The sequence below is a fragment of the Streptomyces sp. NBC_00285 genome (genome assembly GCF_036174265.1).
Classification (GTDB): Bacteria; Actinomycetota; Actinomycetes; order Streptomycetales; family Streptomycetaceae; genus Streptomyces.
Genome location: NZ_CP108055.1, coordinates 308,663 through 324,393 on the forward strand (window position 1 = coordinate 308,663; position 15,731 = coordinate 324,393).

Annotated in this window: 10 protein-coding genes and 3 pseudogenes; 5 read left to right on the forward strand and 8 right to left on the reverse strand. The window is 70.5% G+C overall.

All coding sequences use genetic code 11. The annotated features are described in order from the left end of the window. Nucleotides 1-77: 77 nt before the first annotated feature. The 5 genes and pseudogenes from OHT57_RS01580 to OHT57_RS01600 form a co-directional block, all read right to left on the reverse strand. Entirely contained in the window at nucleotides 78-1,958 is a 1,881-nt protein-coding gene (locus OHT57_RS01580; RefSeq protein WP_443053583.1) for a beta-galactosidase, read from the reverse strand. Between the two features lie 180 nt (nucleotides 1,959-2,138). Next, nucleotides 2,139-3,004 (reverse strand): annotated as a pseudogene (locus tag OHT57_RS01585) (LacI family DNA-binding transcriptional regulator); the annotation flags it as partial. 5 nt (nucleotides 3,005-3,009) lie between these two features. Beyond that, entirely contained in the window at nucleotides 3,010-3,966 is a 957-nt protein-coding gene (locus OHT57_RS01590) for a carbohydrate ABC transporter permease (RefSeq protein WP_280883064.1), read from the reverse strand. Continuing rightward, complete coding sequence (locus tag OHT57_RS01595; protein ID WP_328744001.1) at nucleotides 3,963-4,979, reverse strand: ABC transporter permease; 1,017 nt, start codon at nucleotides 4,977-4,979, stop codon at nucleotides 3,963-3,965. Before OHT57_RS01595 ends, OHT57_RS01590 begins: the two co-directional genes overlap by 4 nt. Nucleotides 4,980-5,015: 36 nt before the next feature. Further along, nucleotides 5,016-6,686 carry a Tat pathway signal sequence domain protein gene (locus OHT57_RS01600; protein WP_328744002.1) on the reverse strand — a complete coding sequence of 557 codons (1,671 nt, stop codon included), beginning with the start codon at nucleotides 6,684-6,686 and terminating at the stop codon, nucleotides 5,016-5,018. 335 nt (nucleotides 6,687-7,021) lie between these two features. Here OHT57_RS01600 and OHT57_RS01605 point away from each other — a divergent pair, with 335 nt between their 5' ends. Further along, the gene (locus OHT57_RS01605) at nucleotides 7,022-9,871 is read left to right on the forward strand and encodes a glycoside hydrolase family 3 C-terminal domain-containing protein (protein WP_328744003.1); all 2,850 of its coding nucleotides are present in this window, start codon (nucleotides 7,022-7,024) and stop codon (nucleotides 9,869-9,871) included. A gap of 47 nt (nucleotides 9,872-9,918) precedes the next feature. Then, nucleotides 9,919-11,415, forward strand: a complete 1,497-nt coding sequence (locus OHT57_RS01610; protein WP_328744004.1) for a glycoside hydrolase family 43 protein — start codon at nucleotides 9,919-9,921, stop codon at nucleotides 11,413-11,415. Here the strand turns inward: OHT57_RS01610 and OHT57_RS01615 are convergent. The 3 genes and pseudogenes from OHT57_RS01615 to OHT57_RS01625 all read right to left on the reverse strand — a co-directional run. Further along, nucleotides 11,412-11,726 (reverse strand): annotated as a pseudogene (locus tag OHT57_RS01615) (substrate-binding domain-containing protein); the annotation flags it as partial. The gene OHT57_RS01610 and the pseudogene OHT57_RS01615 sit on opposite strands and share 4 nt — an antisense overlap. A gap of 181 nt (nucleotides 11,727-11,907) precedes the next feature. After that, entirely contained in the window at nucleotides 11,908-12,417 is a 510-nt protein-coding gene (locus tag OHT57_RS01620) for a DUF5060 domain-containing protein (protein WP_328753085.1), read from the reverse strand. Further along, nucleotides 12,415-12,674: pseudogene (locus tag OHT57_RS01625) on the reverse strand (hypothetical protein); the annotation flags it as partial. The pseudogene OHT57_RS01625 and the gene OHT57_RS01620, both read right to left, overlap by 3 nt. A gap of 238 nt (nucleotides 12,675-12,912) precedes the next feature. Here OHT57_RS01625 and OHT57_RS47340 point away from each other — a divergent pair. The 3 genes from OHT57_RS47340 to OHT57_RS01640 all read left to right on the forward strand — a co-directional run bounded on the left by OHT57_RS47340 (nucleotide 12,913) and on the right by OHT57_RS01640 (nucleotide 15,730). After that, nucleotides 12,913-13,602, forward strand: coding sequence for a LacI family DNA-binding transcriptional regulator (locus tag OHT57_RS47340; protein ID WP_443053409.1), 690 nt, complete (start codon nucleotides 12,913-12,915; stop codon nucleotides 13,600-13,602). 338 nt (nucleotides 13,603-13,940) lie between these two features. Beyond that, complete coding sequence (locus tag OHT57_RS01635) at nucleotides 13,941-14,603, forward strand: ThuA domain-containing protein (RefSeq protein ID WP_328744005.1); 663 nt, start codon at nucleotides 13,941-13,943, stop codon at nucleotides 14,601-14,603. Beyond that, a complete protein-coding gene (locus tag OHT57_RS01640; protein WP_328744006.1) occupies nucleotides 14,588-15,730 on the forward strand; it encodes a Gfo/Idh/MocA family protein in 1,143 nt (380 codons plus the stop codon). Before OHT57_RS01635 ends, OHT57_RS01640 begins: the two co-directional genes overlap by 16 nt. Nucleotide 15,731 lies beyond the last annotated feature (1 nt).

The following is a 15,731-nucleotide window of genomic DNA, read 5'->3' on the forward strand; positions in this document are numbered from 1 at the left end:
CAGCCCGGGGTCAGTCAGGGGCATGTCGTGTTCCTCACGTCCTGGATCGGGGGTGGGCCGGTATGAGTCGCCGCGCATCACGGCAGCCGGAGCACCGCAACGCCGCCCGGAGGCAGCGTCACGCCGCCGTCCGCTGACTGACGGTCCGACAGGAGCTCCCAGCCGACGACCGGGACGTGCCAGGGCTCACGGCCGTGGTTGAGCAGGAAGAGCCAGGAGCGGCCGTCGTCGGCGCTGCGGCGGACCGCCTCCACGCCGGGCGGCAGGCCGGGCAGGAAGGGTCGGACCTCGGCTTCGGACAGCAGGCGGCGCAGCAGTGCGGAGTATCCGGCGTCGTCCAGCCGGGTGGAGAGGTACCAACCGGCGCCCTCGCCGTAGGCGGCGCGGGTCAGTGCGGGGCGTCCGTCGGCGTAGGCGGCGACGGTGTCCGCGCCCTCGGTGCGGAGGTACTCGCTCCAGGCACCTGCCGCCATGCCGTCGGACAGCCCCAGCACGGCCCCCGCCGCGAGCGGGCGGTGCTCCTCGACCCGGATGCCCAGCGCCTCGCGCAGCGGCTCGGCCGGGTAACCGCCGGTCCTGGCCCGGTAGTTCTCGTCGACGACGCCGCTGAAGTACTGCACCAGCAGGGTGCCGCCCTGCTCGACGTAGCCGCGCAGGTTCTCGGCCGCGGCGTCGGAGAGCAGGTGCAGCGCGGGCGCCAGGACCAGCCGGTACGCCGACAGCTCGGTCTCCGGGTGGGCGAAGTCCGCGGTGACGCCCGCGTCCCACAAGGCACGGTGGGCGCGGCGCAGAGTGCCGGGGTAGTCGAGATCCTTCGACGGCAGCCCCTGGCTCTCGAGCCCCCACCAGGAGTCGGTGTCGTGCAGCACGGCGGCCTCGGCGACGACCCGTGAACCTGCCACCTCGGCCAGCCGCGCCACCGCCTCCCCGGTTTCGCAGACCTCGCGGAAGATCCGCGAGTCCGCCCCGGCGTGCGGGACCATCGCCGAGTGCCAGATCTCGGCCCCCGAGCGGGACTGGCGCCACTGGAAGAACAGCGCGCCGTCGGCGCCGTGGGCCAGGTGCTGCACCGAGTGCCGCAGGATCTCGCCCGGCTCCTTGGGCAGGGTGGCGTTCTCCCCGTACACCGTGGAGGTTCCCTGCTCCATCAGCAGCCAGGGCTTTCCGCCGCCGAAGGAACGCGCCCGGTCGCCGCCGAAGGCGGTGTCGGCGGCGGCGTCCACGCCCGGCGCGATCGGGTAGTGGTCGATGCTGACGAAGTCCAGCTCACGGCCGAAGGCCCACAGGTCCAGGTTCTGGTAGCCGGGCAGCATGAGGTTGGTGGTGACCGGCAGGTCGCTGTGGACGCGAATGGCGTCACGTTGCTCGCGGTAGGCGGCGAGGGCCTCGTCGGACCAGTAGCGGCGGAAGTCGAGCACCTGGGCCGGATTGTGGTGCCACTGGGTGGCCCGGGGCGGCAGGATCTCCTCCCAGCTGCCGTAGCGCTGGCTCCAGAAGGCGGTCCCCCAGGCCGCGTTGACCGCCTCCAGGCTGCCGTGGCGCTCGCGGAGCCAGCGCCGGAAGCCGGCGGCGGCGTGGTCGCAGTAGCAGACCGCGGCGTACTCGTTGTGGACGTGCCACAGGGCGAGCGCCGGGTGCTCGCCGTAGCGGGCGGCCAGGGCGGTGGCGATCCCGCGCGCGGCCCGCCGGTAGGCGGGAGCGGCCAGGCAGTAGGTGTCCCGGCTGCCGTGGACGAGCCCGGCTCCCTCGGCGGTGATCGGCATCGCGTCCGGGTGCGCCAGGGTGAACCAGGGCGGCGGGGAGGCGGTGGGGGTGGCCAGGTCCACGGCGACGCCGTAGCTGTGCAGCCGGTCGAGCTGCTGGTCCAGCCAGGCGAACTCGTACCGGCCCTCCTCGGGTTCCAGTAGCGCCCAGGAGAAGACGCCGAGGGTGGTGAGGTTGACCCGCGCCCGGCTCATCAGGGCGTCGTCCTCCTTCCAGGTCTCCTGGTCCCACTGCTCCGGGTTGTAGTCGCCGCCGAAGGCGAGGCCGCCCAGCCGGGCGGTGAGTCTGCTGGTGCTCACTTCACACTCTTTCGGGTAGGGGCGAGGCCGGGGACGGGCTGCGTGCGCGGTGCCGGACCGGTGACCGCGGTGAGCCGCGGTGAGCCGCGGTGAGCACTGCTCGGCCAGGGCCTCGGGGCACAGCGCCACCACCGAGACGTCCTCGGGGACGACCCGCCCGGAGGCCCGCAGCAACGAGAGCAGCGGCTGGATCGCGCCCTCGTTGTGGACGACGAATCCGGTGGTGTCGGGACGGTCGGCCAGGATCCGGCTGACCACCCCGGCCACGGACTCGAAGGTGCCCTCGCAGGGACGGTGCAGCACCCGCAGGCCGAGGGCTGCCGCCGCGTCCTGGAAGCCGGTCAGGGTCCGTTCCGCGTAGCCGGAGTGGCGCTGGTAGACCGTCGGCGCGTAGCCGATGAACGCGACGTAGTGATGCCCCAGCTCGGCCAGTGCTCGGCGCAGAGCGCCCCGGCGTGGGCGAAGTCGTGGTCCGCGCAGGCGAGTCCGACGGGGTCGCTGGGCAGGCCGATCAGGGCGGCGGGGATGCCGGTCTCGCGCAGGACGGCGATGCGGGGGTCGTCGAGCTGGACGTCCATGAGGATGACGCCGTCGACGAGACCGCTGGCGGCGACGCTGCGCACCCCTTCCGATCCCTCGTCATGGGTGAGCAACAGGACGTCGTAGCCGAAGCGGCGGGCCGCCGTGGTGACCGAGATGGCGATCTCCATCATCACCGGCACGTCGATGTCGGTGCGCAGCGGTACCACCAGCGCGAGGATGTGCGAGCGTCGTCCGGCCAGCGCCCTGGCACCGGCGTTGGGGTGGTGGTCGAGGCGGGCGATCGCCTCCTCGACCCGCTTCTTGGTGGGGGTGGAGATCGCCCGCTTGCCACTGAGGATGTAGCTCACGGTGCTCGGGGAGACGCCTGCCGCCTCGGCCACTTCTGCCAGTGTCACCATGCCGGTCAGCCCTTGATCGCGCCGGTGAGCATGCCGGTCTTGAAGTGCTTCTGCATGAAGGGGTAGACCATCAGGATCGGCACCAGGGTCAGCACCACCACCGCCATCTGCAGGGAGAGCGGCGCGGTCTGGGTGTGCAGGGAGCCGAAGCCGCCGTTGGTGGCGCCCGGCATGGTCATCCCGTTGCTGACGTACTGGAGCAGCACGTACTGCAGTGGCCACTTGGTGCTGTCGGTCGGCATGTAGAGCATCACGTTGAAGAAGGAGTTCCAGTAGCCCACCGCGTAGAAGAGCGCCACCACCGCGGTGACCGCGCGGGAGGTCGGCAGCACGATCGACCACAGGATGCGCCACTCGGTGCAGCCGTCCATGCGGGCGGCGTCGATGAGGTCGGAGGCGGTCCCGGAATAGAAGGAGCGCAGCACCAGGATGTTGAAGACGGAGACCGAACTGGGCAGGATAAGCGCCCAGTACTGTCCGTAGCCGCCGAGGGCGGTGACGACCAGGTAGGTGGGGATGAGGCCGCCGCCGACGAACATGGTGATGACGAGCACCAGCAGGATGGCGCGGTGACCGAAGGAACGGGAGCGGGACAGCCCGTAGGCGCACAGCACCGAGACCACCATGGAGAGCAGGGTGCCGACGACGGTGATGCCCAGGCTGACCAGGACGGCCCGGGTGACCGGCCCATCGACGAGCATCTGGTGGTAGGCGGCCACCGTCAGCCCGTCGGGCCAGATGACCAGGCCGCCGGCCCGGTTGATGGCGCCGGGGGTGGAGAAGCTGGTGACCACGACGATCCACAGCGGCACCAGGACCGCTGCGAGCACCAGCAGCAGCACGCCGCCCTTGAGGCCCTGCCCGACGGCCGTGGGCGGCTCCTCCCACACCGGGCGGTTGGGATGCCGGTCAGGACGGAGCGTCAGAGCCGGGGTCGGGGTGTCACTGAGTGTCTGGCTCATTTGCGGTACAACCCGTCCTCACCGAAGGCGTGTGCGAGCCTGTTGGCTCCCCAGATCAGCAGCAGCGAGATCACGCTCTTGAACAGTCCGGCCGCCGCGCCGTAGCTGTAGTTGTTGGTGGCGATGCCGTAGTAGAAGGAGAAGGTGTCCAGGACGTCGGCGGTGTCGTGGCCGACGGCGTTGCGCTGGATCAGGAACTGCTCGAAGCCGACGCTGAGCGCGTTGCCCAGCCGCAGCACCAGCATCAGCACGATGACGCCGCGCATGCCGGGCAGGGTGATGTGCCACATCCGCCGCCACCGGCCGGCCCCGTCCACCGCAGCGGCCTCGTAGAGGTTCTGGTCCACCGCGGCCAGCGCGGCGAGGAAGACGATGATCCCCCAGCCCGCTTCCTTCCACACCGCCTGGCCGGAGATCAGCAGCGCGAAGGTGCGCGGGTTGGTCATGATGTCCCAGCTGCCCAGATTGTGCTGGGCGAGCAGGTGGTTGAGCACGCCGGCCCCGCCGAGCATCTGCTGGAAGACGGTGATGGCCAGCACCCAGGAGAAGAAGTGCGGCAGATAGACCACGGACTGGATGAAGTTGCGGATCCGGGGGCTCATCACCGAGTTGAGCATCAGTGCGAGGGCGACCGGAACCGGGAAGAAGAGGACCAGCTGGACGAAGCTCAGCCACACGGTGTTGCGCAGCGCCGCCCAGAACACCGGGTCGTTGAACAGCTGCTGGAACTGGTCGAGACCGGCCCAGTCGCTGTGCATCACCCCGACCAGCGGGTCGTAGTACTCGAAGGCGGTGATCAGACCGAACAGCGGCGCGTAGTTGAAGACCAGCAGCAGTGCCACGACCGGGAGGGTCATGATGATCAGTGACTTGTCCCGGCGCAGCCGGATCCGCCAGGTCATCCCGGTACCCGGGAGGCTCTTGTCCGCCCGGCCGCTCCGCGCGCCGGCCGCTCGCTCGGTTCTGCGGCTCCCCTGGGTCTTCTTGGGTTTGATGGTGGATGTCACGGTCACGGTTCCTCCTTGCGTGGCGCCGCCTGCTGGTGCGGACTACTGACCCGTGCCGAGCTTGTCGAGGATCTCGGTCTGGTACCACGCCTTGAGCCGGTCGCCGCCGCTGCTCTTCCAACTGGCCAGTACCGCCTGGTAGTCGGAGACCTTCTTCAGGCCGTGGGTGACGTCCTTGATGGTGTCCTGGACGGACTGGGCGTTGGCGATGGTGCTGTAGCGCGACGGCAAGGTGATGTTCATGCCGTAGAAGACCGGCTTGTAGGCGTGCTTGCTCGCAGCAGTGCACCAGGCGAGGGAGTCGCGGGTGACCTGTTCGGCACCCGGATTGAACACCACCGAGGGACCCGCGCCCAGGAACGGGAAGGTCTTCGGCAGAGCGGTCTTCTTGCCCTCGTCGGTGTATGTGGGCAGACCGTTCTGCAGGGTGTAGTGGACGCCCTCGACGCCGTAGGTGGCCATCGTGTACTCGGCCGAGCCGAAGGGAGCGGACAGGTAGTCGGCGACCGCGAGCAGTTCCTGGATCTGGTCGCCGGAGAGCTTGGCGTTGAAGTAGCTCAGCATGCTGGTGGAGGCGCCGAGGAACATCTGCGGGTCGGACTTGCCGTCGGCGGCGATGATGTTGAAGGCGTCCCGGCGGTAGTTCTTGTTCGCGGCGGTTCCGGACTGGTAGTCACTGAGGCTCCAGGCCCCGGTGCCGCCACCCTGGATCAGGCACTTGCCCGAGAAGAAGCGGGTGCCGGCGTTGTTGGTGTTGCCGGCCAGTGCGTCGGGGTCCACGTATCCCGCCTTGGCCAGCCGGTAGTGCCAGTCCAGGGCCTCCAGCATTTCGGGCATCTCGTAGAAGTGGACCAGCTTGCCGTCCACCACCGTGTACTTGTCCGGGAGTCCCCATGCCTGGTACAGGGAGGTCCAGACCTCGCCGAACGCCCAGACTCCGCCCTTGGCATTGGTCAGCTCCTTGCCCAGGTTCATGTAGTCCTCGGCGGACTTGACCTGGTCTGCGGTGATCCCCTTGGCCTCCAGGATGTCCCGGCGGTAGAACACCGATCCGGACAGCGGCATCCCGCTGGCGAAGGTGGGAATGCCGTAGATCTTGTCCTCCCAGGCGCTGACCTGCCAGGCGAGGGTCGGGATCGCCGCCAGGTTGGGGTACTTCTTGATCTTCTCCCCGGCCAGGTAGGGCGTGAGGTCCGCCAGCTGGTTGCCGACCAGCCCACCCATGTTGAAGTTGTTGTTCCACCAGCTGGGCAGGTTGATCCAGTCCGGCAGCTTCTTCGCCGCGGTCATCGTCGGGATGATGGTCGCGTAGTCGTTGCCGTTCGCCGGCTTCATGGTGAGGTTGACGCCCAGCGCCTTGTTCATGCCCTGGTAGAACGAGTTGCCCGCCGGCGGGAGGGCGTCCCACATGGGGGTCACCGCGGTGTAGCTGCCGCCCTTGCCCGGTATGCCGGAGACGGTGGCCACCGGGTGGGCCGGGTAGGTCAGGTAGCCCGGGTCGGTGAAGGAACCTGCGGCTCCGGTCACCGAGGGGATGTCCGGCTTGACCGCCGTGCTCGCCACGTAGGCGGGAAGCACCGATGCCAGACCGGTCTTGCTGTTGGCGCCGCCCTTGCTGCTGGACTTGCCCCCGCCGCAGGCGGAGAGCACCGGGGACAGGGCGGCTGCTCCCGTCACAGCGACCGCGCCGTTCACGAAAGTTCTACGACTCATGGCGATGCTCATGGGCTGCCCTTCGAGGGTGGGATGAGGAGTCGAGCGTCGTGCAGATGCGCTGTAGTGCAGCCGGACCCTTGCAGGGAACTGACGGCCTGTCCGCCGGAAGCCGTCGAAGCGCTTCGATGTTGCCGAGAGGTTAAGCGCCACTTTCCTCGGAGGGCAAGGCATGCACAGAGAAACGACAACTTAAAGTTTCCGGCAGCTACCAACGAAACTTTCTCTTGACGCTGGTGTAATCGCCTGTCAGCGTCGAAGGGCTTCACCACCGGCAGGGTTGCGCGACCGCGCCTGTCGGCCCGACTGCCCCGTTCAGCGAGGGATCCTGACCTGTGAGCACTGCCGCCGTGTCCGCCACGCCCCATTTCCGCGATCCCGGGCTTCCCCTGGCCCAGCGCGTCGACGAGCTGCTCTCCCAGCTCACGGCCGAGGAGCGGATCGCCATGCTGCACCAGTACTCCCCGGCGATCCCCCGGCTGGGAGTCGGCGAGTTCCGCACCGGCACCGAGACCCTGCACGGCGTCGCCCGGCTGGGCGAGGCCACCACCTTCCCGCAGGCCGTGGGCCTCGGCGCGAGCTGGGACGAGAGCCTGGTCCGCGAGGTCGCCGAGGCCGTCTCGGTCGAACAGCGCGCCTTCCACCACCACCGCCCGCCGACCGTCGGCACCGGCCGCACCAGCCTCCAGGGCTGGGCGCCGGTGGTGAACCTGCTACGCGACCCGCGCTGGGGACGCAACGAGGAGGGCTACTCCGAGGACCCCGCGCACTCCGCCCGGCTCGGCGACGCCTTCTGCCGGGGCATGTCCGGCGACGACCCGGAGCATCTGCGCACCGCCCCCGTGCTCAAGCACTTCCTCGGCTACAACAACGAGGACGGCCGTTGCACCACCTCCTCCGGGCTGCGCCCCCGGGTGCTGCACGAGTACGACCTGGCCGCCTTCAGGCTCGCCATCGCCACCGGCGCCGCCACCGGCGTCATGGCCGCGTACAACCTCGTCAACGGCCGTCCCTGCCACGTCAGTCCGCTGATCGGGCAGCAGCTGCGGCGCTGGGCCGAACCCACCGGGCACGAGCTGTTCGTGGTCAGCGACGCCGAGGCCCCGTCCAACCTGGTCGACCCCGAGCACTACTACGAGGACCACGCAGAGTCGCACGCCGCCGCCCTCAAGGCCGGCATCGACTCCTTCACCGACCACGGCGAGGACTCCTCCGTCACCGTGGGCCGCATCACCGAAGCCCTCGAACGCGGCCTGCTCACCATGGACGACGTGGACCGGGCGGTTCGCAGGCAGCTGTCCCTCCGCTTCCGCCTGGGCGAGTTCGACCCCGAGCACGACCCCTACGCCGGCATCGGCTGGGAGGTCGTCAACTCCCCCGCCCACCAGGAGCTCGCCCTGCGCGCGGCCACCGAGTCCGTGGTGCTGCTGAAGAACGAGGGGCTGCTCCCGCTGCCCGCCGACCGCCGGGTCGCTGTCGTCGGCACACTGGCCTGCACCCTGTTCGAGGACTGGTACAGCGGCAGCCACCCCTACCGGATCACCGTCGCCGACGGCCTCGGCGTCCAGGGCGTGGAGGGCGTGGACCGGATCGTGCTGCGCACGGCGGACGGCCGGGCGCTGACCGCCGCAGGCCCGGAAGGGATGCTGACCGTTGCGGATGCCCAGGACAGCGACCCGTCCGCACAGTTCGACCTCTTCGACTGGGATCTCGGGGTGCTCACCCTGCGCTCGGCCGTCACCGGCCGCTACGCCTCCCTGCGCGACGCCGACCGCCGGGTAGCCGCCGACCGGGACCAGCCCGGCGACTGGTACGTCCGCGAGACCTTCCGGCTCGAACCCGACGGCGACGGGGGCGAGTTGCTGCGGAGCGTCCTCACCGGCCGGTACGCGCAGGTCCACGCCGCCACCGGCGTTGTCACCATGTCCGGAGAGTCGCCGGAGGTGGCGGCAGTCCTCACCCGCACCGTCGTCCGTGATGGCGTCGCCGAGGCCGTCGCCGCCGCAGCCGCGGCGGACACCGCGGTCGTCGTCCTGGGCAACGACCCGCACATCAACGGCCGGGAAACGCAGGACCGGGCCGGACTGAACCTCTCGCCGAACCAGGACCGCCTGCTGCGCGCGGTCCTCGCCGCCCAGCCGGACACCGTCCTGGTCGTCATGTCCAGCTACCCCTACGCGGTGGACTGGGCCGCCGAGCACGTCCCCGCGATCCTGTGGACCTCCCACGCCGGCCAGGAGACCGGCCGCGCCCTCGCACGCGTGCTGCGCGGGGATGCCGACGCGTCAGGCCGCCTCCCGCAGACCTGGTACCAGGGCGAGGACGAACTGCCCGAGCGCCTCGACTACGACATCATCAAGGCCGGCTGGACCTACCAGTACCACCGCACCCCCGCCCTCTACCCCTTCGGCCACGGGCTCTCCTACGCCGACTTCAGCTACTCCCGGCTCGCCCTCGACGCCGACCGCCTGCCCCAGGACGGAACGGTCACGGCCCGGGTCTCCCTGGGCAACCGGGGCGAGCGGGCCGGAATGGAGACCGTCCAGCTCTACGTCCGCGCACTGGACGCACGCTACGAGGCACCACTGCTGCGCCTCGCCGACTTCCGCAAGGTCCGGCTGGCGGCCGGCGAGTGGACGGAGCTGGAGTTCCGGCTGCCCGTCGAGCAGGCACTGGCCCACTGGGACGTCGCCACCGGCGCCTTCACCGTGGACCCCGGCCGCTACGAACTGCTCGTCGCCCGCAGCGCCGCCGACCCCGTGCTCACCGCCCGGTTCACCGTGGACGGACCGGCTCCCGCTCCCCGCCGGGCCGTCGGCCGGCCACTGCGTGCCGTGGACTTCGACGACTACCGCGACGCCGTCATCGTCGACGCCGGCCGCACCGACGGGGACGCGGTGACGCCTGCCGCGAACCAGGCCGCGCGGCTGGTCTTCCGCAATGTGGACCTCACCGGCGCGGCCACGCTGACCGCCGAGGTCTCCCGCACCGCGCCCGGCCCGGCCGGCCTGGACGTCTACGCGGACGGACTGCTGCTCGCTGCACTGCCGGTGGATTCGACCGGCGACCGGTACACCTGGACCACCGTCAGCGCCGCCCTGGGCCACCAGCACGGCACGCTCAGCGAACTGACGGTCGTACTCACCGGTGAACAGCGTCTCGCCGCGCTGACGTTCGCGCCCTGAACGGCGCCCACCCACCCGCCCACCACGCCGCCAAGGACTTCACACCGATGACCTCCGCCACCAGCCCGGTGATCCCGGGCTTCCATCCCGACCCCAGCGTCTGCCGGGTCGGCGAGGACTACTACCTCGTCTGCTCCAGCTTCGAGTACTTCCCCGGCCTGCCCGTCTTCCACAGCCGCGACCTGGTCAACTGGACCCAGATCGGCAATGCCCTGGACCGCCCCAGCCAGCTCGACCTCCCTCCGGACACCCCCTCCTCCGGCGGCCTGTACGCCCCTACCCTGCGCCACCACGACGGTCGCTTCTGGCTGATCGTCACCAATGTCGCCTCCGGCGGCGGCAACATGGTCTACACCGCGACCGACCCGGCAGGCCCCTGGTCCGATCCCGTCCGCGTCCCCGGCGTCCCCGGCATCGACCCCGACCTCGCCTGGGACGAGGACGGCACCTGCTGGTGCACCTACGCCGGGGTCGCCCAGGTCCGCCTCGACCCCTCTACCGGCGAAATCCTCGGCGAGCCCTACCCCGTCTGGTCCGGCACCCCCGGCGCCACCGCGCCCGAGGCGCCGCACCTCTACCGCATCGGCGACCACTGGTACCTGATGCTCGCCGAGGGCGGCACCGAACGCGGCCACAGCGTCTCCATCGCCCGCGGCCCCTCCCCCAGCGGCCCCTTCGAGCCGTGCCCGGCCAACCCGATCCTCACTCACCGCGGCACCAGCAAGCCGGTCCAGAACACCGGCCACGCCGACCTGGTGCAGGCGCCCGACGGCAGCTGGTGGATGCTGCTGCTGGCCGTCCGGCCCCAGGGCGGCACCCCCGGCTGGCACGTACTCGGCCGCGAGACCTTCCTGGCCCCGGTCAGCTGGGAGGACGGCTGGCCCGTGATCGGCGAGGTCGGCGTGGAGCGCGCCGAGCTGCCCTGGCCGGTGGCGGCCCCCACCCCCGAGCCGGAGCGGGACGACTTCGAGCCGGGCGACCTGGCACACCACTGGATCTCCCTGCGCGACCGGCCCACCGAGCTGGTCAGCACCAAGGAGCGCGACAGCTGGCTGACCCTGCGCGCCCGCGGCGCCTCCCTGGACGAGCCCGACGTGGTCCTGCTGGGCCGCCGCCAGCAGCACCTCGCCTTCCGTGCCCGCACCCTGATCGATACGGCCGAGGGCAGCGGGGGGCTCGCCGTGCGCCTGGACGAGTTCCACCACTACAGCATCGAGGCGACCCCCGGGGGCCGACTCTCGGTCATCGCCAGGATCGGCTCGCTGCGCACCATCACCGCCGAACACACCCTCCCGGCAGGCCCGGTGACCCTCTTCGTCCGCACCGGACCCGCCCCCGAGCCGCACTGCGCGCGCACCGGCCCGGACTCCCTTGTCTTCGGCTTCGAGTCCGCCGACGGAACGGCGACCGACCTGGCCACCCTGGACGGCCGCTACCTCTCCACCGAGGTCGCCGGCGGCTTCACCGGACGCGTCATCAGCCTCTACGCCGCCACCGGGACCACCCACTTCGACTGGTTCGACTACGCACCCCTGGTTCGCTAGGGCCTGCAGACACCTGTGGCGGTCCCGGTGCCTCCGGACCGCCACAGGCCCCCACCCACCCGCCCGAAGGGACAGCACGTGCACTCGACCGGCTCCACCAGGGGCTGGTGAACCGTCGTCAGCGGCGGCTCCACCCGGGAAGCCACCGGCAGGTCATCGAATCCGACCACGCTCAGATCGCCGGGGATGGTCAGCCGCGACTCCCGAGCCGCCTGGTAGCCGCCCAGGGCCCGCAGATCGTTGGCGGTGAGAACGGCGGTCGGCCGATCGGCGCGGCCCAGCAGCACCAGCGCCGCCTTCCTTCCAGCCTCGCCGGCCGGCTCCGTCCGCACGAGTCAGCGCACGCTTCCAGCCCACACCATGACGCACCCCGTACGAACGGAGCACCCTCCTGATGAAGTTCACCGACGGCTACTGGCTGCACCGCCCGCTACGCCGCCGAGGTATCCGATGTGCAGGCCGACGAACAACGGTTGACCCTGTACGCACCCGTCAAGCACGTGCGGCACCCTTGGCGGCGCGGTCGACGGCGTACGTGCGGGCCTGCTCGGCAGTGGCGCGCCAGGGCAGGCCCCACGCCGTGGCGGCGGCGATGAGGGCGGGCGTGCCGTCGGCGTGCACGAGGCTGCGGCCGCCCGGTGACATCCGCCAGAAGCCGTGGCGGCGGAAGGGGGAGGCGGCGGCGGGGTCCGTCTCGCCGATGGTCAGGGTTCCCGTACGGCCGTGAAGTCCCGGATCCGCCACGCTGCTGACGGTCCGCCAGCTCCACTCACCGGCCAGTCCGGGTGAGGCAAAGCGGACGGCCCAGCGGCGGCCGCCGTCCCAGAAGGCCGGCTTGCGGACGACCGTTCCGCTGGCGGGGTGTCTGAACTCGGCCTCCAACTCGACCTCGGTGTACGGGGATTGGTGGTCCTGCGCGGCTTCGAACGCGATGTCCACCGGGGACCAGGGGGTGTGGGGCTCGGTCGCGGGGTTGGGATCCGTTCTCTCGGCGAAGGTCACGAGGTCCTTGTCCCAGGTGGCGCCGAGCCCCACTGCCTGCGGAAAGACCGTGGCCTCGCCGAGCCAGTCCACGCCGTGCAGCGCCCCCGTACCGGTCCGGAAGGAGGCGACACCCAGGCGCTCGACAGGCGGTGCAGCAGGGCGATCCTCTCGTCGAGCGTGAGCCGTTGCAGCAGGTCGTCGACGCGCTTCACCTGTGGGCGAGCGGGATCGCAAAACGGTGGCCGGCCGGCGTCGGGCAGGAAGGCAGAACCCACGGGAGAAACCCCTCAACGAGTGGGACAGGAAAGCAGTGATGAAGCGCTTCGACGCTGTCATCGTGCCCCTGGTCGGGTGTCAATGCCCGAAATGTAGAAAGCTTCTTTTGGTCCAACCCTTGTTTCGCTGAAAAGACCTCATTACCTTGCGTCGTGATGTGAAGCGCTTCGACACTCTCGCGCTCTCCCTCGGGGGAAGGGCCGCCCCGGCCGACAGGAAGGAAGCCGAGACACCACCATGGTGACCATCGCCGACGTGGCCCGGCGCGCGGGCGTCTCGACCAGCACGGTAAGTGACGTGCTCAACGGCAGGACCTCAGCGTCCGACGCGACCCGGCGCCGTGTGCAGCGCTCCGTGGCCGAGCTCGGCTACCACCCCATCGCCGGCGCCAAGGCGCTGGCCGGCCGCCGCTCGCACATCATCGCGCTGGCCATGCCGCTGCGCACCGACATGTACCTCCCGGTCATGATGGAGGCCGCCGTCTGCGTCACCACTACCGCCCGCCGTCACGCCTACGACGTCGTGCTGATCACGAGCGACGAAGGTCCTGAGGGCGTGCGGCGCGTTGCGGCGAGCGGTCTCGCGGACGGCGTGATTCTCATGGCCGTCGAGCTCGACGGCCCGCGCATCCAGGTACTGCGGGAGCAGGGCACTTCATCGGCTACGGCTCCCGGATCTACGAACGGCACGACGGGTACGCCGAACGCACCCTCGCAGGGTCGCCGAGCGGCTGGGAACCACCGGGTTCGTGGTGCAGCACGAGGAGGTGGCCTCCGTGTCGGGACCGTCCAGGGAACTGGGCCGGGACGCCACCCGTGGTTTCAGCACCCACCAGCCAACTCCCCCGACGGCATCGCTCAAGGGGTTGATGTTGTCCACGGGGCTCCTACTCCTTTTGATGCTCGACGTTTCGACCGTAGTTCGTGATATCGAACAGAGCGGAGCGTTCCTCTTTGCACTCCCCCACCCCCTGACGCACCGACTTCCACACCGCCAACTCCTGGGAGCTCTCCCAGGCTTCCTGGCGCCCTCCACGGCATCCGCACTCGAGGAGACACCATGGTCACCCACGGAACGTCACGCTCGCAAACACCAAGCACCCTTCAGCAAAGGCGATTTGAGCTGTCGGGACGAAGAAGCGTGACAGCCCCCCTCAGTACCGTGCCCGGCCGCGATCTGGCCCACGCGTTCGCTATACGGCTCGCGCCTGCCGTTACCCAGGCTCCCGTGGACGTGGACCTGACCGATGCCCCCGGGAGCAGCCTGTGACGTCTGTCAAGCAGGCCTTGGTCGTCCGCGGGGGCTGGAACGGGCACGTCCCCGTGGCCGCCACCGACCGCTACGTCACGACACTCAAGGCGGACGGCTACGCAGTGACCGTCTCCGGCACGCTCGACAGCTACCTCGATGAGGAGCTGCTGGCCGCCACGGACCTGGTGGTGCAGTGCTGGACGATGGGCGAGATCACCGGCCCGCAGGCGGAGGGCCTGAGCCGGGCCGTCCGGGCGGGGACCGGTCTGGCCGGCTGGCACGGAGGCATCGTCGACGCGTTCCGCGCCGAGACCCGCTATCAGATAATGACGGGCGGCCAGTTCGTGCACCACGCACGGGAGTTCACGACCTTCGAGGTGCGTCCGGTGCCGGGAAAAGACGATCATCCGGTGCTGGCCGGGATCGCACCCTTCACCGTCACCACCGAGCAGTACTACCTGCACGTGGATCCTGCGATCGAGGTACTCGCCGTCGCCGGGTACGGCCCCGATCCCGACCATCCCGAACTCGTCGGCACGCCGGTGCCGGTCACCTGGGCCAAGCGCTGGGGCGCGGGCCGGGTGTTCGTCACCACCCTCGGACACAACTTCGCCGACCTGGAGGTTCCCGAGGTCGACACGATGATCCGGAAGGGCATGGCATGGGCGACCCGTTGACGGAACGCCCCGCAGCCCTGCGGATCGGGCTGGTCGGCGCCGGACAGATCAGCGGCGCCTATCTGCGGACCCTCCCCACGCTGGCGAATCTGAGCGTCACGGCCGTCGCCGACCTGGACGCGGCCCGCGCCCGCGCCGTCGCGGCCACCGTCCCCGGCGCCCGCGCCACGACCGTCAATGAGCTGTGCACGGCCGACGACGTCGACCTCGTCCTCAACCTGACCGTCCCCGCCGCCCACGCCGAGGTCGCCCATGCCGCGATCGCCGCGGGCAAGCACGTCTACGGCGAGAAGCCCCTGGCCGCAACCACGGCTGAGGCCCGATCCGTCCTCGACGCGGCCGAAGCGGCGGGGGTACGGGTGGGCTGCGCGCCGGACACCGTCCTGGGCGCGGGCGTGCAGACCGCCCGCGCGGTGCTGGACGGCGGGGAGCTCGGCACATCCGTCGCCGCGACCGCCTTCATGACGGTCCCTGGCCCTGAACTCTGGCACCCGGCACCGGAGTTCTACTACCGGCCGGGCGGCGGACCGCTGTTCGACATGGGGCCGTACTACCTCACCGCGCTCGTCACCCTGCTCGGTCCGGTGCGCAAGGTGGTCGGCATGACCTCGGCCTCGCGGTCCGAGCGCACCGTCGGCCACGGCCCGCGCGCGGGCACCACATTCCCGGTGGAGGTGGCCACCCACGTGACCGGCGTTCTGGAGCACGCGAGCGGGGCCCTGTCGACGCTGGTGATGTCGTTCGACGTCTGGGCAGCGGGCCTGCCGCACATCGAGATCTACGGAACGCAAGGCTCGCTGTCCGTCCCCGACCCGAACTACTTCGACGGCCCGGTGCGCCTCTGCCGGGCCGGCGCGGAGACCAAGGACTGGGAGGACGTCCCCGTGCGGGGCGGCTACCCGGGCGCCGAGCGCGGCTACGGCATCGCCGACCTGGCAGCCGCCCACGCCTCCGACACCCCGCACCGCGCGGACGGCGGCCTCGCCTATCACGTCCTGGAGGTCATGGAGGCGCTGCTCGTCACGGCCGAAGCCGGACAGCCGGTCCACATCACCAGCACCCTCGTGCGGCCGGCTGCCGTACCGCCGCAGGCGGGCCGGGCGTTCGCCGCGCACACCGGCCACTGAC

What these genes read in the sequence shown, in the direction of transcription:
- OHT57_RS01580 (WP_443053583.1), bottom strand. Translation starts at nt 1,958, where the DNA reads ATGAGCCGGGCGCGGGTCAACCTCACCACCCTCGGCGTCTTCTCCTGG.
- OHT57_RS01590 (WP_280883064.1), bottom strand. Translation starts at nt 3,966, where the DNA reads ATGAGCCAGACACTCAGTGACACCCCGACCCCGGCTCTGACGCTCCGT.
- OHT57_RS01600 (WP_328744002.1), bottom strand. Translation starts at nt 6,686, where the DNA reads ATGAGTCGTAGAACTTTCGTGAACGGCGCGGTCGCTGTGACGGGAGCA.
- OHT57_RS01610 (WP_328744004.1), top strand. Translation starts at nt 9,919, where the DNA reads ATGACCTCCGCCACCAGCCCGGTGATCCCGGGCTTCCATCCCGACCCC.
- OHT57_RS47340 (WP_443053409.1), top strand. Translation starts at nt 12,913, where the DNA reads ATGGTGACCATCGCCGACGTGGCCCGGCGCGCGGGCGTCTCGACCAGC.
- OHT57_RS01640 (WP_328744006.1), top strand. Translation starts at nt 14,588, where the DNA reads ATGGGCGACCCGTTGACGGAACGCCCCGCAGCCCTGCGGATCGGGCTG.